This window comes from Pseudomonas sp. NPDC089407 (assembly GCF_044900445.1).
Classification (GTDB): domain Bacteria; phylum Pseudomonadota; class Gammaproteobacteria; order Pseudomonadales; family Pseudomonadaceae; genus Aquipseudomonas.
Genome location: NZ_JBJDNB010000008.1, coordinates 113,460 through 131,940 on the forward strand (window position 1 = coordinate 113,460; position 18,481 = coordinate 131,940).

At 60.4% G+C, this 18,481-nt stretch carries 18 protein-coding genes and 1 pseudogene; 11 read left to right on the forward strand and 8 right to left on the reverse strand.

Features of this window, described 5'->3' with window-relative positions:
• The first annotated feature begins 69 nt into the window (after positions 1–69).
• Positions 70–1,032, forward strand: a complete 963-nt coding sequence (locus ACI2KG_RS08730) for a LysR family transcriptional regulator (RefSeq protein WP_404661599.1) — start codon at positions 70–72, stop codon at positions 1,030–1,032.
• Here ACI2KG_RS08730 and ACI2KG_RS08735 read toward each other — a convergent pair.
• Positions 974–1,192, reverse strand: a complete 219-nt coding sequence (locus ACI2KG_RS08735; RefSeq protein WP_404661600.1) for a PA3496 family putative envelope integrity protein — start codon at positions 1,190–1,192, stop codon at positions 974–976. The genes ACI2KG_RS08730 and ACI2KG_RS08735 overlap by 59 nt on opposite strands.
• 197 nt (positions 1,193–1,389) lie before the next feature.
• The gene (gene hexR / locus ACI2KG_RS08740; protein WP_201199558.1) at positions 1,390–2,256 is read right to left on the reverse strand and encodes a transcriptional regulator HexR; all 867 of its coding nucleotides are present in this window, start codon (positions 2,254–2,256) and stop codon (positions 1,390–1,392) included.
• Positions 2,257–2,359: 103 nt separating this feature from the next.
• Here hexR and zwf point away from each other — a divergent pair, with 103 nt between their 5' ends.
• The 5 genes from zwf to ACI2KG_RS08765 all read left to right on the forward strand — a co-directional run bounded on the left by zwf (position 2,360) and on the right by ACI2KG_RS08765 (position 8,031).
• Positions 2,360–3,802 carry a glucose-6-phosphate dehydrogenase gene (gene zwf / locus ACI2KG_RS08745; RefSeq protein WP_404661601.1) on the forward strand — a complete coding sequence of 481 codons (1,443 nt, stop codon included), beginning with the start codon at positions 2,360–2,362 and terminating at the stop codon, positions 3,800–3,802.
• 33 nt (positions 3,803–3,835) lie between these two features.
• Entirely contained in the window at positions 3,836–4,204 is a 369-nt protein-coding gene (locus ACI2KG_RS08750; RefSeq protein WP_404661602.1) for a hypothetical protein, read from the forward strand.
• Between the two features lie 127 nt (positions 4,205–4,331).
• On the forward strand, positions 4,332–6,518 hold the full coding sequence (uvrD, locus tag ACI2KG_RS08755) for a DNA helicase II (protein WP_404661603.1): 2,187 nt from the start codon (positions 4,332–4,334) through the stop codon (positions 6,516–6,518).
• Positions 6,519–6,653: 135 nt separating this feature from the next.
• Complete coding sequence (locus ACI2KG_RS08760) at positions 6,654–7,508, forward strand: Tim44 domain-containing protein (protein WP_400612944.1); 855 nt, start codon at positions 6,654–6,656, stop codon at positions 7,506–7,508.
• Positions 7,509–7,623: 115 nt separating this feature from the next.
• A complete protein-coding gene (locus ACI2KG_RS08765) occupies positions 7,624–8,031 on the forward strand; it encodes an SMI1/KNR4 family protein (RefSeq protein WP_404661604.1) in 408 nt (135 codons plus the stop codon).
• 305 nt (positions 8,032–8,336) lie between these two features.
• Here the strand turns inward: ACI2KG_RS08765 and ACI2KG_RS08770 are convergent, their stop codons facing one another.
• Positions 8,337–10,097 (reverse strand): cation:proton antiporter, encoded by a 1,761-nt coding sequence (locus ACI2KG_RS08770; RefSeq protein WP_404661605.1) that lies wholly within the window; start codon positions 10,095–10,097, stop codon positions 8,337–8,339.
• 342 nt (positions 10,098–10,439) lie between these two features.
• On the opposite strand from ACI2KG_RS08770, the gene ACI2KG_RS08775 reads away from it, so the two are divergent.
• The gene (locus tag ACI2KG_RS08775; RefSeq protein ID WP_003253263.1) at positions 10,440–10,925 is read left to right on the forward strand and encodes an acyl-CoA thioesterase; all 486 of its coding nucleotides are present in this window, start codon (positions 10,440–10,442) and stop codon (positions 10,923–10,925) included.
• On the opposite strand, the gene pdxY is transcribed toward ACI2KG_RS08775, so the two are convergent.
• Positions 10,922–11,794, reverse strand: coding sequence for a pyridoxal kinase PdxY (gene pdxY, locus ACI2KG_RS08780; RefSeq protein WP_404661606.1), 873 nt, complete (start codon positions 11,792–11,794; stop codon positions 10,922–10,924). The two genes, ACI2KG_RS08775 and pdxY, sit on opposite strands and share 4 nt — an antisense overlap.
• Positions 11,795–11,915: 121 nt before the next feature.
• Here pdxY and ACI2KG_RS08785 point away from each other — a divergent pair, with 121 nt between their 5' ends.
• Positions 11,916–12,308: a DUF3301 domain-containing protein gene (locus ACI2KG_RS08785; protein WP_012274886.1), complete on the forward strand. Its 393-nt coding sequence runs from the start codon at positions 11,916–11,918 to the stop codon at positions 12,306–12,308.
• Here ACI2KG_RS08785 and ACI2KG_RS08790 read toward each other — a convergent pair whose 3' ends face one another.
• From ACI2KG_RS08790 to zigA, 3 genes are read right to left on the reverse strand one after another with little or no spacing between them, the layout of a single operon-like run.
• Positions 12,309–13,280 (reverse strand): CobW family GTP-binding protein, encoded by a 972-nt coding sequence (locus tag ACI2KG_RS08790; protein ID WP_404661637.1) that lies wholly within the window; start codon positions 13,278–13,280, stop codon positions 12,309–12,311.
• A 40-nt stretch (positions 13,281–13,320) separates the two neighbouring features.
• Entirely contained in the window at positions 13,321–13,947 is a 627-nt protein-coding gene (locus ACI2KG_RS08795) for a DUF1826 domain-containing protein (RefSeq protein WP_404661607.1), read from the reverse strand.
• A complete protein-coding gene (zigA, locus tag ACI2KG_RS08800; RefSeq protein ID WP_404661608.1) occupies positions 13,944–15,152 on the reverse strand; it encodes a zinc metallochaperone GTPase ZigA in 1,209 nt (402 codons plus the stop codon). The genes ACI2KG_RS08795 and zigA overlap by 4 nt, the downstream gene beginning before the upstream one ends.
• Positions 15,153–15,258: 106 nt before the next feature.
• Between zigA and ACI2KG_RS08805 the strand changes: the two are divergent.
• Together ACI2KG_RS08805 and folE2 are read left to right on the forward strand one after the other, a co-directional pair.
• Positions 15,259–15,348 (forward strand): annotated as a pseudogene (locus ACI2KG_RS08805) (glutamine synthetase); the annotation flags it as partial.
• 25 nt (positions 15,349–15,373) lie between these two features.
• Entirely contained in the window at positions 15,374–16,279 is a 906-nt protein-coding gene (folE2, locus tag ACI2KG_RS08810; RefSeq protein WP_404661609.1) for a GTP cyclohydrolase FolE2, read from the forward strand.
• Here folE2 and ACI2KG_RS08815 read toward each other — a convergent pair.
• Positions 16,263–16,790 (reverse strand): DUF3617 domain-containing protein, encoded by a 528-nt coding sequence (locus tag ACI2KG_RS08815; protein WP_404661610.1) that lies wholly within the window; start codon positions 16,788–16,790, stop codon positions 16,263–16,265. The genes folE2 and ACI2KG_RS08815 overlap by 17 nt on opposite strands.
• 130 nt (positions 16,791–16,920) lie before the next feature.
• On the opposite strand from ACI2KG_RS08815, the gene cls reads away from it, so the two are divergent.
• On the forward strand, positions 16,921–18,360 hold the full coding sequence (cls, locus tag ACI2KG_RS08820) for a cardiolipin synthase (RefSeq protein ID WP_404661611.1): 1,440 nt from the start codon (positions 16,921–16,923) through the stop codon (positions 18,358–18,360).
• Positions 18,361–18,481: the final 121 nt, after the last annotated feature.

Genomic DNA, 18,481 nt, shown 5'->3' on the forward strand with positions numbered 1-18,481 from the left:
TTTGTTAGGGGCTGTATTAGCAAAAGCTTATAGTTCGGTAACAAGGTGTTGCCGAAGAGCCAATAAAAAATGCGTAAGTCCTTGATGCGTATGACTTTGCGTCAATTACAGATCTTCAACGAGGTGTGCGATTTGCGCTCGTACAGCCGAGCGGCGGAGGAGATGTCACTGACGCAACCCGCCGTTAGTCTACAGATCCGCCAACTGGAAGAGCTGATCGGCCAGCCGCTGTTCGAATACGTCGGCAAGAAGCTCTACCTGACTGAAGCGGCCGAAGCCTTGCAGCGTGCCAGCCACGACATCTTCGGGCGCCTGGAGAACCTGGACATGCAGCTGTCTGACATGCAGGGCTCACTGCAGGGGCAGTTGAAGCTGGCGATCGAGTCCAGTGCCAAGTACTTCGTGCCACACCTGTTCGCCGCCTTCAAGCAGCGTCACCCGGAGGTCAACCTGACCCTTACGGTAGTCAACCGCGCCCAGGCCATCCGCCGCCTTTCGGACAACCGTGACGACCTGATCATCATGTCGATGGTGCCGCAGGACATGGGCCTGGAATTCCTGCCGTTTCTGAACAACCCGATCGTTGCCGTTGCACCGCCCGAGCACCCGCTGGGCAAGCTGGAGCAGCTGCGCCTGCAAGACCTGGAACCTCATACCCTGTTGGTCCGCGAGCAGGGTTCGGGCACGCGCAAGGCATGTGAAGAGTACTTCAAGGACAAGCGCGTGCATTTCACCCAGACACTTGAAGTGGCCTCGGCCGATGCCCAGCGCGAGTGCGTGATCGCCGGCCTGGGTATCGCCCTGCTTACCCGCCACGCAGTCAACTTGGAGCTGGCCACCGGGGTGCTGAAAGAGCTGCCGGTGGAGGAATTGCCGCTGTACCGCAGCTGGTGCGTGGTGCAGGCCAAGGCCAAGCGGCAGTCGCCGGTGGCCTTGGCCTTTCTGGCGTTCATCCGTGGCGAACGTGCGCTGATCAGCGCGCTTGTTGAGCGTTTTTCGGGCAAGTTGCCGACGACGCCTGCCAAACCGTGAGTTCCTGCAACTCGGGGTAGTCCACCAGGTCGCGGAGCAGTTGACGTTGGTCGCAATAGCTTTCGATCGCGCGGCGGTACTCCATGCGGCGCTGATCCTTTTCCTGCTGTTTGCGAGCCTTGGCGTTGGGTTGGTACGTACCGTCGAAGTCACGAGCCATTGCCTGTCTCCCAGATAGGATGCGGGAGTTTCAGACTGGCCTTGATGGTTTACCGTTTGGCTGTGGAATGGTGACAAAACCGTGAATTTTGTAGCGCCTGTGCCGGCCTCTTCGCGGGTGAACCCGCTCCTACATAGGATCGCGTTCCTTTGTAGGAGCGGGTTCACCCGCGAAGAGGCCGGCACAGGCAACGACAATCAGTCGTCGGTAGCCTTGATCGACTTGGGCGACAAGCGCAGGCTGCGCAAGCTGCGCTTCACGCTCTTGAGGTGGTTGACCAGGCTCGGCCCGCGCGCCATGGCTACGCCCATGGCCAGCACGTCGATCACCACCAGGTGAGCGATACGCGAAGTCAGCGGGGTATAGATTTCGGTGTCTTCATGCACATCGATGGCCAGGTTGACCGTCGACAGCTCGGCCAGCGGCGTCTGGCTGGGGCACAGAGTAATCAGGTTGGCGCCGCTCTCACGCACCAGGTTGGCGGTAATCAGCAAGTCCTTGGAGCGCCCCGACTGGGAAATGCACACTGCCACATCGCCCGGTTTCAAGGTAACCGCCGACATCGCCTGCATATGCGGGTCGGAATACGCCGCTGCGCTGAGCAGCAGGCGGAAAAACTTGTGCTGGGCATCGGCCGCCACCGCACCGGAGGCGCCAAAACCGTAAAACTCCACACGCTGCGCCTGGGCCATGGCACTCACCGCCTGTTGCAGCGCCAGCGGGTCGAGGTGCTCGCGCACTTCCATCAGGGTGTGCAGGGTAGTGTCGAAAATTTTCAGGCTGTAGTCGGCGACCGAGTCATCTTCATGAATGGCGAACTGGCCAAAACTGGCCCCGGCGGCCAGGCTCTGGGCCAGCTTCAACTTCAGGTCCTGAAAGCCCGAGCAACCAATGGCGCGGCAGAAACGCACGATGGTCGGTTCACTGATACCCACGCTGTGTGCCAGGTCGGCCATCGAGCTGTGCATGACGGCAGCCGGGTCGAGCAGCACGTGGTCGGCCACTTTCAGTTCCGATTTGCGCAGCAGGTGGCGCGATTGGGCGATATGTTGCAACAGATTCACGGGCTGGACTCGGTTATGATCGGCTGGCCGGGTTGTAGCTTTCTTGTAGTTATACTACATGGACGCCAACCCGCCCAGTTAAACGAACGTGGAGAGTGGCGGTTTGACTATTCCTTGCGACATTCTGGTCTTCGGCGGCACCGGCGATCTGGCCCTGCACAAACTGCTTCCGGCGCTCTACCACCTGTTTCGCGAGGCCCGTTTGAACCCAGCCGTGCGGGTCATTGCCCTGGCCCGACGCAACTTGCCCCGAATCGACTACCTGAAGCTCGCTGAACGCCATTGCCGAGCACAAATTGCCCGCAACGACTTCGACGATGAAGTGTGGCAGCGTTTTTCAGCACGTCTCGACTACTTCCCCATGGATGCTTCGCAGAGCGCCGATTTCGGCCGCCTGGCACGTTACCTGGGTGAACCCGGCGGGCTGACGCGCATCTTCTACCTGGCCACGGCGCCCAACCTGTTCGTACCGATCGCCAACCACCTGCGCGTTGCCGGGTTGGCCGACAGTGAAGCGCGTATCGTGCTGGAAAAACCGATCGGCCATTCGCTGGAATCGGCTACAGCCATCAATGAAGCAATTGGTGCGGTGTTCGAAGAAGGCCAGGTGTTCCGCATCGACCACTACCTGGGCAAGGAAACCGTACAGAACCTGATGGCCCTGCGTTTTGCCAATGCCCTGCTGGAGCCGGTGTGGCGTAATAACCAGATCGACCATGTGCAGATCAGCGTCTGCGAGACGCTGGGTGTAGAGAACCGTGGCGGCTACTACGACCGCGCCGGGGCGATCCGCGACATGCTGCAGAACCACCTGTTGCAGCTGCTGTGCCTGGTGGCCATGGAGCCGCCCGCGCAATTCGAGGCTGAAGCGGTACGCGACGAGAAGGTGAAGATCCTGCGCGCGCTCAAGCCGATCGCTGGCCAGGATGTGCAGGACAAGACCGTGCGCGGCCAATATGGCGCCGGGCGTATCGGCGGCCAGGAAGTGCCGGCGTACTACTTCGAGAAGGACGTCGACAACGACAGCGACACCGAAACCTTCGTCGCCATCGAGGCGCATATCGAGAACTGGCGCTGGGCGGGCGTACCGTTCTACCTGCGCACCGGCAAACGCATGGCACGTCGCTCTTCGCAGATCGTCATCCAGTTCAAGCCGGTGCCCCACGAGCTGTTCAACGGTGGCCAGGTCAACCAGCTACTGATCCAGCTGCAACCGGACGAACGCATCAGCCTGCGCATGATGACCAAGAGCCCGGGCAAGGGCATGCGCCTGGAACCGGTGGACCTGGACCTGAACCTGGCCCAGGTGTTCAGCCAGACCCGCCGCTGGGAGGCGTACGAGCGTCTGCTGCTGGATGTGCTGGAAGGGGATTCGACGCTGTTCATGCGCCGCGACGAAGTCGAAGCGGCCTGGGCCTGGGTCGACCCCGTCCTCAAGGGCTGGGAAGAACACTTCCAGGCACCTCGTCCCTATCCAGCGGGAGCTTCCGGGCCGGAACAGGCCAACAGCCTGCTCGCCAGGCACGGTAGGCATTGGCATAACTGAAATATTGCCCTGCTCCTGAGGTGTGCGGAAACCGTGAAAGTGGTCGCCGCGCAACCGCGCTACTTTCAATCCGATCAGGAGCAGACCATGGCTGTAATCGACAACCTCGTTGCAATCAATGACATCGCCGGCGACGAGAAGGTGTTCAGGGTTCACGGTACCGTGACAGTTGCCAACCCAGCGATCGAGCCGGTGCTGGTGGAACCGAAAATGCGCCACAGGGGCGGCTGGGAAGTACTGGAACTGCAGCTGAAAGACACAGGGGCTGTCACCATGCAGGTACTCGCGGAAAAAACCGTGATGTTCGAGCGAGTAGGCGGTACTCCTTGGAAGAGCCTGGAGATCGTCCAGGCCGATGGTTCTCAGCGATGCGAAATCCGCACCTTGGAAACGATTGACTGAGCCACTTGCTGCCGGGCCAGCCCAAGTGGCGGCCTGGCTGCCTTTACCGGGTCGATGAACGGACAAAAGGTGCATATTTATACAGTAGAGATTTGCCCGATTTCCTGGCGCACCCTAGAATGGCCCGATGCGCACAGACGACCTCTCCCTCCTGCTGAACTCCCTTAACGATGCCCAACGCCAGGCCGTAGCGGCCACGCTCGGGCGTCAACTGGTGCTTGCCGGCGCCGGTTCCGGTAAAACCCGCGTGCTGGTGCACCGCATCGCCTGGCTGATCCAGGTAGAGCAGGCATCGCCGCATTCGATCCTGTCGGTGACCTTCACCAACAAGGCCGCTGCCGAAATGCGCCAGCGGATCGAGCAACTGCTGGGGATCAACCCGGCAGGCATGTGGGTGGGCACGTTCCACGGCCTGGCCCATCGCCTGCTGCGGGCGCACTGGCAGGAAGCGCGGCTGGTACAGAACTTCCAGATCCTCGACAGCGACGACCAGCAGCGCCTGATCAAACGGGTGATGCGCGAGCTGGGCCTGGACGAACAGAAGTGGCCGGCACGCCAGGCCCAGTGGTTCATCAACGGGCAGAAAGACGAGGGCCTGCGCCCGCAACATATCCAGGCCGGTGGCGATCTGTTCCTGGCGACCATGCGCGAGGTTTATACCGCCTACGAACAGGCATGCGAGCGTGCCGGGGTCATCGACTTTTCCGAGCTGCTGCTGCGTGCGCTGGACCTGTGGCGCGACCACCCGGGCCTGCTGGAACACTACCAGCGGCGCTTCCAGCATGTGCTGGTAGACGAGTTCCAGGACACCAACGCCGTGCAGTACGCCTGGCTGCGCCTGTTGGCGCGCGGCGGTGCCAGCCTGATGGCGGTGGGCGATGACGACCAGTCCATCTACGGCTGGCGCGGCGCCAAGATCGAGAACATCCACCAGTACACCGCCGACTTCCCCGACGCGGAAATGATCCGCCTGGAGCAGAACTACCGCTCCACCGGCGGCATCCTCAAGGCGGCCAACGCGCTGATCGCCAATAACAGCGGGCGCCTGGGCAAGGAGCTGTGGACCGACCTGGGCGAAGGCGAACCGCTGACCCTGTACGCGGCCTACAACGAACACGACGAAGCGCGTTACGTGGTGGAAACCATCGAGAGCCTGGTCAAGCAGGGCAATGCGCGCAGCGAGATCGCCATTCTCTACCGCTCCAACGCCCAGTCGCGGGTATTGGAAGAAGCCTTGCTGCGCGAGCGCATCCCCTACCGTATCTATGGCGGCCAGCGCTTCTTCGAACGCGCCGAAATCAAGAACGCCATGGCTTACCTGCGCCTGATCGAAGGCCGTGGTAACGATGCCGCCCTGGAGCGGGTGATCAACGTGCCGCCACGCGGCATTGGCGAGAAAACCGTCGAAGCCATCCGCGAGCACGCCCGCCACAGCCAGCTCTCCATGTGGGAGGCTATGTGCCAGCTGCTCGCCGCCAAGGCCCTGAAAGGCCGCGCCGCCAGTGCACTGGGCGCGTTCATCGAGCTGATCGAAGGCCTGGCTGCCAAGGTTGTGGACATGCCGCTGCATACCATGACCCAGACCACCATCGAGCAGTCCGGGCTGATCATCTATCACCAGGAAGAAAAGGGTGAAAAGGGCCAGGCGCGGGTAGAAAACCTTGAGGAACTGGTTAGCGCGGCGCGCAACTTCGAGTCTACCGACGAAGATGCCGACCTTTCGCCACTTTCCGCTTTTCTCGGCCACGCTTCGCTGGAAGCCGGCGATACCCAGGCCGATGAGCATGAAGACAGCATCCAGCTGATGACCTTGCACAGCGCCAAGGGCCTGGAGTTCCCGTTCGTGTTCCTGGTGGGCATGGAAGAAGGCCTGTTCCCGCACAAGATGAGCCTGGAAGAACCCGGCCGCCTGGAAGAGGAACGCCGCCTGGCCTATGTGGGCATCACCCGCGCCATGCGCCAGCTGGTGATGACCTACGCCGAAACGCGCCGCCTCTATGGCAGCGAAACCTACAACAAGGTGTCGCGTTTCGTGCGCGAAATTCCCGCAGGCCTGGTGCAGGAAGTGCGCTTGTCCAACAGCGTCAGCCGCCCGTTCGGTGGCGCCAAGACAGCCACCAACAGTAACCTGTTCGCCAATGCCAGCATCCCGCAGACCGCCTTCAACCTCGGCCAGCGTGTACAGCATGCGGTGTTTGGCGAGGGCGTGATCCTCAACTTCGAGGGTTCCGGCGCCCAGGCCCGGGTGCAGGTGAATTTTGCCGAAGGCAGCAAGTGGCTGATGCTGGGGTATGCCAAGCTCGAGGCCCTCTAAAGCCTAGCGCCGCCCCTTGTAGGAGCGGCCTTGTAACATTCAGGCAAAAGCTCGAAACATTATGTCGCTGGTCATGTGCCCGGGAACCTGTGCACCATGGCGCGCGTGCAATCCACAACAGGGGATATCCCAACTATGCAACGTTTTCTTAGCATCGCACTGGCGCTCTGCGTCGGCCTGACGCTGAGCCTGGACGCCAACGCCAAGCGTTTCGGCGGCGGCAAGAGCTCGGGCTCCGCGCCTATTCACCAGACCCGCCAAGCCACGCCAACCACGCCTGCCGCCGCGCCGACCGCACCTGGTCGTGCAGCTCCGGCCGCCAGCGGTGCTTCGCGCTGGTTGGGCCCACTGGCCGGTCTGGCCGCCGGTGGCCTGCTGGCGTCCATGTTCATGGGCGACGGTTTCGAAGGCTTCCAGATCATGGACTTCCTGATCGTGGCGCTCATCGCCTTCCTGGTGTTCCGTTTCATCGCCGCGCGCCGTCGCCAGCAACAGCCGCACATGGCCATGCCTGGCCATGCGCCGATGCAGCGTGAGGCACACGGCCAGCCTGCCCAGCCGTCGGTGTTCGGTGGTTCGGCCGCACCTGCTGCCGCAGCTGCCCCGGTGATCAACGCCCCGGCCTGGTTCAACGAGCAGAGCTTCCTGGCTGCCGCCCGCAACCACTTCCAGTCGCTGCAGCAGCACTGGGATGCCAACGAAATGGACAAGATCGCCGAATTCGTCACCCCGCAAATGCTTGAGTTCCTCAAGCGCGAACGTGCTGAGTTGGGTGATGGCTTCCAGGCCACCTACATCGACAACCTTGAAGTGCAACTGGACGGCCTCGACGACCGCTCCGATCGTACCGACGCCACCCTGACCTTCCGTGGCGTGTCGAAGAACTCGCGCTTCGACCAAGGTGAAGTGTTCAGCGAAAGCTGGCACATGGTTCGCGCCCAAGGCGAGAACCAGCCTTGGCTGGTCGCCGGTATCCGTCAGAACGGCTAACCGCTGCGTGCTGTACAAAAAACCCCGGGCCTGCCCCGGGGTTTTTTGCTTTTGCCAGAGTGGCCTACTAGGGTATAACGCGCAGCGTTGTCATCTAGGTCAGAGGAAGTTAACCGTGGAAGAAGTGATCGAACAACTCCGTGAAGCCAATGAACCGGTACCGGTGCCCCTGGAGCTTCCCGACGAGGACCAACTGGTCGAGATCGAAGAGCAGCTGTTCATCAACATTCCATTCGTGTTCAAAGAGTTTCTGCTCACCGTAAGTGATGTGGTTTACGGCTCCCTTGAACCTGTCACTTGTAACGACCCACAGTCGCACACTTACCTGCCAGAAGTTGCCGCCAACGCCTGGGATGCCGGCGTGCCGCGTGAGCTGATCCCGCTGTGCCAGGACGGCGACAACTACTACTGCGTTGAAGAAGACGGCACTGTGGTGTTGTGGGATGCGGAAGAAGAGCTAGTCGGTGAGGACAGCTGGGAATCGGTGTGGCACTGGGCGCGGGATGTTTGGCTGGAGAGCTGATCATTACCCATTGCCAGGCTAGCGCGGTCCCTGTAGAAGCGGCCTTGTGTCGCGAAAGGGCTGCAAAGCAGCCCCACGATTTCTGCACTGGTGCATAGATTGCTGGGGCCGCTTCGCGGCCCGATCGCGACGCAAGGCCGCTCCTACAAAGGCCATGCATAGTCTGCGACAGGAAAACTCATGGCTTAGTGCCATCAATGTAGTTAAAATCGCCAGGCTTTCGGCGCTCGGCGACATCGCTACCGCTCCATCCCCTCGGACGACGGTGAAATCTTGGGAAGGGAGCGTTACCCCCTCCTCCAGCTTCAGTGCGAATTCTCGCGGCTATTCTCCAGCGTTTCCAGCAAGGCAATCTGCATGCGCGTGTGTACGCGGATGAACCAGCGCCACAACAAGGCCACTACCACTGCAGCTACCACGGCAATCACCAGCAGTAACTCGCTGGTCGGCAGAATGCTCGCCGACAACGCCGACAGCAGCAGGAAAATCACCAGCAGCGAGAGCAGCGGGATCACTTCGGCGATCACCCGGCGCACCCGCTGGGTGTGCCGGCCGGCCATTTCCGGCTTCACGCCCATTTCTGCCAGCAGCATCGACAGCGCCTTCAGCTTACGGTACGCGGCGATCAAGAAGGGCAACGACAGCAACAACGCTGCGCCCCAGATAACCGCTTTCTGCTGGCTGGCGTCGCTGACCCATTCGCTGAGCCAGTTGCCAAGGCGCCCGGCAAAGTAGCCGCCACTGAAGAAAATGGCGATCACCAACGCCAGGTTAACCCCCACCTGCAACAGGATGCGCCGGATCATCGCTGCCAGCATGGCGCTCTCGCCCTGCGGCTGAATATTACGTAGCCATTCGCCATACAGCGACAGCACCCGTGCCAGGCGGCCAGGCACCACGTTGCCCAGCTTCTGCGACAGCGGGTCGGCGGCGCGGATCAGGTAGGGGGTGAGCAGCGTAGTGATTGCCGATACGGCGACAGCCACCGGGTAGAGGAAGTCGCTGGTCACCTGCAGGGTCATGCCCAGTGCGGCAATGATGAAGGAGAACTCGCCAATCTGCGAAAGCCCCATACCCACCCGCAGCGAGGTACGCCCGTCATTGCCGGCGATGAACGCGCCCAGACCACAGGACAACATCTTGCCCAGCACCACCGCCAAGGTAATGACCACGATCGGCCAGGCGTAATCGACCAGTACCTGAGGGTCGATCATCAGGCCGATGGCGACGAAGAAGATGGCGCTGAACAGGTCGCGTACAGGCTCGATCAAGCGCTCGATCTTCAGCAACTGGCGCGATTCGGCCATGATCGCGCCAATCAGGAAGGCCCCCAGCACCATGCTGTATTCCAGCTTCACCACCAGCAGGCAGAAGCCGAAGCACAGGCCCAGCACGGTAATCAGCAACATCTCGTTGCTTTCGAACCTGGCCACGTAGGCCAGCAGCCGCGGCACGAGCAAAATGCCGATGACCAGGGCAACGATCATGAACAGCGACAGCTTGCCGACCGTGGAGAACACTTCGCCAGAGCTGACCGTGCCGCTGACGGCGATGCCCGAAAGCAGGGCGATGATACCGATGCCAAGGATGTCCTCGACGATGAGCACGCCAAAGATCAGCTGGGCAAAGCGCTCGTTCTTCATCTTCAGGTCGTTGAGCGCCTTGACGATGATGGTGGTCGAGGAAATGGCCAGAATGGCGCCGAGGAACAGCGAATCCATGGTGTTCCAGCCGAACCAGCGACCGATCTCGAAGCCGATCCAGATCATCAGCACGATTTCCAGGAACGCGGCGATGAATGCCGTGGCCCCCACCCTGAACAGCTTACGCAAGCTGAACTCGAGCCCCAGGCAGAACATCAGGAAGATCACCCCCAGCTCGGCGAGGGTCTTGATGGTGTCTTCGTCGTGGATCAGGCCGAATGGCGGGGTGTGCGGCCCGATAATGAAGCCAGCGACAATGTAGCCCAGTACCACCGGCTGTTTCAGACGGTGAAAAAGGATGGTGACCACACCAGCGACCAGCATGATGACTGCCAGGTCCTGGATAAAGCTGATGGCATGCATGGCGTGATACTCCTTTTCTCGTCTTTTTTATGAATGCCTGGGCAGACCGCTCCTCTGCCGAGGCAAACCTGAGCGAGCAGCAAGTACATACTGTATTGAATGCCGGAAGGCCCATGTTGCACGGGCGTACTCAGGTTAACATCGCGCTCAGCCGCAAAAAGCCGGTGCAATATGCAGAAACAGATCGGCTGGAAAAGCGCCGTTGATGGCATGATCAGCGTGACGATAGCGCCGCAGCCAACGTCCCGTATCAGCAAGGCAAAATCAAAGAGGGGAACGAAAGTGTCAGCAGATAACGCCCTCCATTCGCCCGATTCAGCGCAACCTAACCGTGAGCACACTATGGAACCTGGAAACGCCCAGCTGAGCATGACCGTCCTGATGACACCGGACATGGCCAACTTTTCTGGCAACGTACATGGCGGCACCTTGCTCAAGTACCTCGACGAAGTCGCTTATGCGTGCGCCAGCCGCTATGCCGGCAGCTACGTGGTGACGTTGTCGGTCGACCAGGTGATCTTCCGCGAACCGGTACATGTGGGAGAGCTGGTGACCTTCCTGGCGTCGGTCAACTACACCGGCAACACCTCGATGGAAGTCGGCATCAAGGTGGTGACAGAGAACATCCGCGAGCGCTCGGTGCGCCATTCCAACAGCTGCTTCTTCACCATGGTCGCGGTCGACGACAACCGCCGCCCGGTGCCAGTGCCTCCACGCCAGCCGCACAGCAGCGAGGAAAAGCGCCGCTTCCTGCAGGGCCAGCAGCGCCGGCAGATCCGTCAGGAACTGGAAAAGCGCTACCAGGACCTGAAAACCGACGCCATTTAAAACGCCAGTAACTGCGCTTCGAAGCGTACCCGTGGGTGGGCGATGCGGTCCTGCGCCCGCACCAGTTGCAGCTCGTAGCTGGCGCAGGCCTGGGTTTCCAGCAGGACTTCGTGCACTGCTGCAGCAGTGAACTCGAAGGCCTGTACCCAATTGTCGCCAAGCAGCACGCGGGCAAGGAACAGCCCGGACGTCAGGTCACCCACCCCCACTGGCTGGCGCGGGAATGCCAGCAGCGGGCGGCGCAAGTGCCAGCTGTGCTCAGCGGTTACCAGCAACATTTCGAATTGGTCATCGTCACGCCCGGGGTAAGCCAGGTGCTTGACCAGCACCACCTGAGGCCCACGCTGCAACAGGCTGCGTGCCATGTTCACGCAATCCTCCAATGACTGCGCGCGGCGGCCGTAGAAGCTGTCCAGCTCCAGCTGGTTGGGGCACAGGATGTCCGCCTTGGCAGCGGCCTCGTCCAGCAGGAACTCGCTGACTTCCGGCGGCACGATACACCCCTTCTCAGGATGCCCCATGACCGGGTCGCACAGGTATAACGCCTTGGGGTTCACCGCCTTGATCCGCTCGACGCCGGCCAGGATTGCCCGGCCTTGTTCGGCACTGCCCAGGTAGCCGGAAAGCACCGCATCGCAGTGGCCCAGCTCGCCGATGTTGAAAATACCTTCCACCAACGCAGGAATTTGCGCCGGGGCAAGCACTTCACCTGCCCACTGGCCATACTGTGTGTGATTGGAGAACTGCACGGTATTGAGCGGCCAGACATTGACCCCGATACGCTGCATGGGAAACACCGCGGCGCTGTTGCCGGCGTGGCCGAACACCACATGGGACTGAATGGCGAGCAGGTGCGGGGTACGTTTCATGCGGAAGGTTTCCAAAGCGGTTTCAAAGGATTGTGCGCAACGCAGTATGAACTCGATTGCCACCTGTACGACAGGCCAGGGACGCAGTTAAGCTGGATCTACCTGTTTGGAGCATATGCAAATGTTGACCCTGGAGAACCTCTTCGTCCTGATGCTGGTAGCCACGGCAGGCGCCTGGTTGTGGCACAACCATGGGTTGCGCGAAAAAGCCTTGGAACGGGTCAAACAGCATTGCGCCAAACTCGACCTCGAGTTGCTCGACGACGCTGTGGCGCTCAAACGCATCGCTTTCGTGCGGGATGCCAACGGCCGCAAGCGCCTGGCACGCATCTATGCCTTCGAGTTCACCGTCACCGGCGAACAACGCCACCCCGGCACCGTTACCCAGTTCGGCGCGCACAGCGTGCAAATCGAACTGGCCCCCTACCCGTTCGAAATCAAAACCCCACCGCGCGCCGACAACGTCATCGAAATGCAGCAGTGGCGCCAGGAACACAATCGCTGGCGCAACTGATCAACTGACGCGGCATTCGCTCAACCCGGCTTGCAGGGCGGGTTGAGCCTGCGGCTGGTCGAAAATCAACTCTATACGCGTGTCCCTGCGCCAGTCGCTGGGCTGCCAGGCGGGCATATCCCCATCAAGCCCGTTAAATGACTGCCAGCCTTCCACGCTGTGGATAACTCCTTTGGCGCGACGCCAGGGCCAGGCGCGCAAAAACGCCTGCAGTCGCTGTGGATAAAACCGCTCGCCGGGGTGCCAGCGCCAGCCAATACTCCAACCTCCCTCCCCCTGCTGGGCAAGACAGAACGGCTGGCTGGGGTCTGTCCAGAGTGAAGGTGGGGCGCTCGCAATATTGTCGACAATCCTGAAATCGCGGAATGGGCTGTCAACAATCTGCCGAGGCGCTGTAGGCAGGCCCGACAAGGCTAGCTCTCCCTGTACGGTCCAGCTGATCCACTTGTTTCTAAATTTACTAGTTATCAATAACTTAGATGATTGATCCACGGCTTCAGACTTGTTGAAAACCAGTCTTTCGCAAGCGTCGAAAGCCTGCTGCTGAGCGTCCGAAAGCGGCTCGTTTCGGACCATGGCTTGAGCATCCAGAACCATCAGTAAAGGCTGAACTGTCAGCACTCCAGCCCACGGTGCTTGTTGCAGTTGTGCCAACAGCTGCAAGGGGTGGCCCAGCCCGGAGGGCTCGATAAACAACCGGTCTGGCCGGAATTTGCGCAGCAAACGGCCTAGACCCACCTGGAACGGCACACCATTGACACAGCACAAGCAGCCGCCAGCGACCTCGCCGATGGCGATGCCGTCTTCATCGCGGCTGAGCAAGGCCGCATCCAGGCCTACCAGGCCAAATTCGTTGATCAGTACCGCCCAGCGTTCATCGGCAGGGCGCTGGGCCAGGAGATGACGGATCAGGGTGGTCTTGCCGGCACCCAAAGGGCCGGCAATTACATGGGTGGGGATGTTCTGCAGCATGAGCGTGGCTTCGACCAAGGTGATGGCTCACTATGCGCCGTCAGGCAAGCCAGTCAAGGCTGAGTAACAGCCGCCCCTGCTTGCCCGAAGGCGAACGGTGAACTAGCCCTGCGCCTTCATTGCCCTGCCACTTCTCACCCTTTAGCACGGCAACATCGCCGGCTTGCAGATGCTGGACGTTATCCACAGAGGATTCTGCTGTGGGTAACTCTCTTCGCGGGCTCGCCTGCTCCTGCAACCACTCGCTGCCTGGGCCCACGTAGGTGGTGAGCAGCCGCAATGGCACGTTATCCACATGGAAGCGCGGGCACATGGGGGCATCCAGCACCCGTAGCCGCAAGCCGACCCGACGTGCGCCCACCAGGCAGGTGTAGGCCGCCACCAGCCAGGTCACATCGGCAACAAAAGACTCGTAACCCTGCAAGTCCGCTGCTTCGCGCAGCAGATCAGGCAATATTGGCGGGCGCTGCTCATCCACCTCGATAACTCGCTGATCAGCCAACGGCTGGCCGAGGCTGATCACCAGTGCGGCAAAGTCTTCCAACTGTGCCGGCAACCGCCGACGCCATACCGCCAGATTCACGCCATCTTGCAGCACTTCGGTCAGTACTTGTGGGTTCTCGCCGACTACCTGAAAGATATCCACAGGGCGCTGGGCCAAGTTCATGCTGCCGCTTCCTCGTGCCACGGGCCAAACGGATCGGGCAGGCGCAACCAACCCATGTGCCCCAGGTTCATTTCTTCATCCGTCAGCAGGCAGGCATCCAGGGCTGTGGATAGTTTTTCGAAGTCAATATTCTGCCCAATGAACACCAGTTCCTGCCGGCAGTCGCCGGTCTCCGCGGTCCAGTGTTTCAAGATCGCACTGGTGTTATCCACATCCTGTGGCCACTGATCGCGCGGCACGAAGCGCCACCAGCGGCCTGCCAGGCCATGACGCATCATGCCACCCGCCTGCGACCAGCTACCGGCTTCCTGATATTTGCTGGCCAGCCAGAACAAGCCTTTGGAACGCAGCAAGCGTCCATTACCCCAGTGGCTGTGGATAAAGTCGAAAAAGCGCTGTGGGTGAAGCGGCCGTCGTGCCAACCAGGTGATGGCCGCAATACCGTATTCTTCAGTTTCTGGCACATGTTCACCGCGCAGCTCCTGCAACCAGCCCGGTGCTTGGGCTGCCTGGTCGAAGTCGAACAAGCCGGTATCGAGAATGCGCGCCAGCGGCACTTGGCCCATCACCATGGGCACGATCTGCGCCCGGGCATTGAGGCTGCGCAAAATGGCGGTGAGTTCTTCGCGCTCATGCTGGCTGATCAAGTCGATCTTGCTCAGCAACAGCACATCGGCGAATTCGACCTGTTCGATCAGCAGGTCGCTGATCGAGCGTTCGTCTTCCTCGCCCAAGGTTTCGCCGCGGCTGGCCAGGCTGTCTGCGGCTTGGTAGTCGCGCAGGAAGTTAAGGCCATCGACCACAGTGACCATGGTGTCCAGCCGCGCCATGTCGGACAGGCTGCGGCCTTGCTCATCCCGGAAGGTGAAGGTCTCGGCTACCGGCAGAGGCTCCGAGATACCAGTGGACTCGATGAGCAGATAATCGAATCGTCCCTCTTCGGCCAGCCGCGCCACTTCTTCGAGCAAGTCTTCACGCAGCGTGCAGCAGATGCAGCCGTTGCTCATCTCGACCAGTTTCTCTTCAGCGCGGTTGAGGCTGACATTGCGCTGCACCTCACTGGCGTCGATGTTGATTTCACTCATGTCGTTGACGATCACCGCAACCCGCAGGTTGTCGCGGTTACGCAGCACATGGTTGAGCAAGGTGCTTTTGCCGGCGCCAAGGAAGCCGGACAGCACAGTGACAGGGAGACGATTGGACATGGCGAACCTCTTCAGGCAGACGCATTCGAAACGATGCATTGCACAATGTTATAAAGTAACAATACAATTTCGCCAAGCCGTTCTCGACGGACGCGTGCTAACCGGCCGCGTTGGCTGGACCACTTTGAACCGCGTATCCAGTTCCAGCGGGCAACGCTTCAACCTGCATTGCAGCTTGATCGGTGGTTGCCGCTGAAGCCCCTTTTTGTGTGGAAAGCCAAATGACCCAGCTCCAGCTCCCCGACATCGCTGCGCAAACCCAGCAGTACACCTTGCCGTTGAACTGGGTGGGCATGTGCGGCATTGCCCTGCCTGTTCAGTTCGAAGGGCGTCCCGCCGCTGCAAAAGTTGATGCTGGCGTCAGTCTGGTCGATGGCAGTTCACGCGGCATCCACATGTCGCGGCTTTACCTTGCCCTGGAATCACTGGAGAACCAGCCCCTCACGCCGCTGGCCATGTGGCAACTTTTAAACGGTTTTCTCGCCAGCCACGAAGGGCTTTCGTCTGCGGCCTATTTGCGCCTCAGCTTTGAGCACTTGTTAAAAAAGCCTGCACTGATCAGCCCCCTGGCGGGCTGGAAAAGCTATGCCGTAACAGTCGATGCACGCATCGAAAATGAAATGTTCCACGTGGAACTATCCGTTTCCGTACCTTACTCGTCGACCTGCCCATGCTCGGCTGCACTTGCACGGCAGTTGATTCAACAGCAATTTCAGGCGCATTTCAGCGAACAGCAGATCGAAAAAACTGCAGTACGGGATTGGCTTGGCACGGCCGAAGGCATTGTCGCCACCCCGCATAGTCAACGCAGTAATGCGCAAATCCAGGTACGGTTACGCAACAACCACCCCGTTTTACCCATTACCGAACTGATCGACTGCATTGAGGCCAGCCTCGGAACGGCGGTGCAGACTGCCGTGAAGCGCGCAGACGAACAGGCGTTCGCCTTGGCCAACGGGCAGAACCTGATGTTCTGTGAAGATGCCGCTCGACGCCTGCACAAGGCGCTGCGACAAATAGAATGGAGCACAGCCTTCAAGCTGCGTGTGGAACATGCAGAAAGCCTGCATGCCCACGACGCGGTTGCCACCAGCCAGTGGCAATGGGATTTCAACTGCGCGGTTTGACCGTGCCGCAGTCGTTACCCACCCACACTGCCCGGGTGTTCATGCTGCCTTGCTGCTGAACACCCGAGGCATTGAACGTACCACTAACCTGGGTCGTGAATTCGCGATCGCTAAGAAAGGTCGCCTGACCGCTACCCTGCGCCTTCGGGCAACTGAACTGGAACTTCCATACGTTCCCGGTACGGTCGGTAATTTTCTGGGTACAACCCGACTTCGGATCCTGCAGCGGGATGTCATTGGTTGCAACCTGCTCGGGTGTCAGGCACGAGCGTACACCGTTGCCGCCGACAGTCACCCCTTGCTTGGCCAATGCCCCTTCCATCATTGCGCGCTGTTCCGGCGGCAGGTTCTTCAACTGGCCGAGCATGAACGCCATGTCGGGCAGCGGCTTACCATCGACCTGCATGTTGCTGGTGGTCAGCTCCCACAACCCGGGCTGGAGCATCTGGGCATGCACCAGCGGGCTGCTCATAGCCAGGGCCAACGCCAACAGTGGCAGACGAATCTTCATGGGTGAACGCTCCTGGAAAAACCGGCCAAGTGGGCCGGGCTGAGCCTTAGACGTCAAATCCACCTACTGGTTGCAAGGCGGACCGGGAAGTGTTCTGTTAGCTCAAGTGTATATGGCAAGCAGGATGCATATGGATTACCACAGCCCCTACTTCTTAGGTTACCTCTTCGGTCTGATTCATCTACTGGGTATCGTCGCCGCATTACACGCGCTGTTCACCGTGCGGACCGCCCAAGGCGCCATCGCCTGGGCCATGCCCTTGTTCTTCATTCCCTACTTTACCTTGATCCCCTACTTGGTCTTTGGCGCCCGCTCGTTCTATGCCTACATCAAGGCACGGCGCCAGGCCAACCAGGAAATGCACGTGGCCATGGCCAACCTCAACTGGCGGCCCTGGGTAGAAGAAGCGCTCACCGCCCGCGAGTCAGAAAGCTACGCAGCCTTGCGCGCCATGCCCAAACTGGGGCGTATGCCGTGTCTGGCGAACAACCAGGTGAAGCTGCTGATCAATGGCAAGGCCACCTTCGATGCCATCTTCGCTGCTATCGATAAAGCCCGCGATGTGGTGCTGGTGCAATTCTTCATCATCCATGACGACAACCTCGGCAAGGCACTGCAGCAGTTGCTATTGCGCAAAGCCGCCGAAGGCGTGCAGGTCTATGTGCTGTACGACCGCGTCGGCAGCCACGCCTTGCCTGCCAGCTACAGCCAACAGTTGCGCGACGGCGGCGTGCAGATCCATGCCTTCGCTACCCGACGCGGCTGGTTCAACCGCTTCCAGGTGAATTTCCGCAACCATCGCAAGATCGTAGTGGTGGATGGCCTGTTCGGTTTCATCGGCGGGCACAACGTGGGGGATGAATACCTGGGTGAACACCCGCAGCTATCACCCTGGCGCGACACCCATGTGCAGATCAACGGGCCGGTGCTGGCCTGCCTGCAGGAATCGTTTGCCGAAGACTGGTACTGGGCCACGCGCCAGCTGCCACCGCTGATACTGCCCGATACCTATCCGGACAACGGCGTGTTGTGTCAGGCCTTGGCCAGCGGCCCGGCCGACCCCCAGGAAACCTGCTCGCTGTTCTTCCTTGAAGCCATCCATTCAGCCACCCGCAGGGTGTGGATCACCAGCCCGTACTTCATCCCGGACGAGGCAGTGTTCGCCGCGCTGCGCCTGGCGGTATTACGTGGGGTAGATGTGCGGGTGCTGATTCCGTCACGGCCTGATCACCGCATCGTGTATGCCGCCTCCAGCTTGTTCGCCTTCGAAGCGGTACGTGCAGGCGTGCGCATGTTTCGTTACCAACCGGGGTTCCTGCACCAGAAGGTGGTGTTGGTGGATGACGATGTCAGCGCGATTGGCAGTGCCAACCTGGACAACCGTTCGTTCCGCCTGAACTTCGAAATCACCCTGCTGACAGTCGACCGTGGCTTCGCCGACCAGGTCGAGCAGATGCTGAATGATGACTTTGAACAGGCGAGGGAGATAACGGCCGAGGACAGCCGCGATACCCATCGGCTACAGCAGTTGGGGATGCGCATCGCGCGGCTTATTTCCCCGATCCTGTAACAACCCATATTCACTCAGGCCCATCTAGGAGCGCATCTGCCTAAGGCCTGCACAGTACCTGTGGGAGCGGGTTCACGCGCGGAGAATCCAACTCGGTACCTGGCACCGGCTGTGCCGGTGT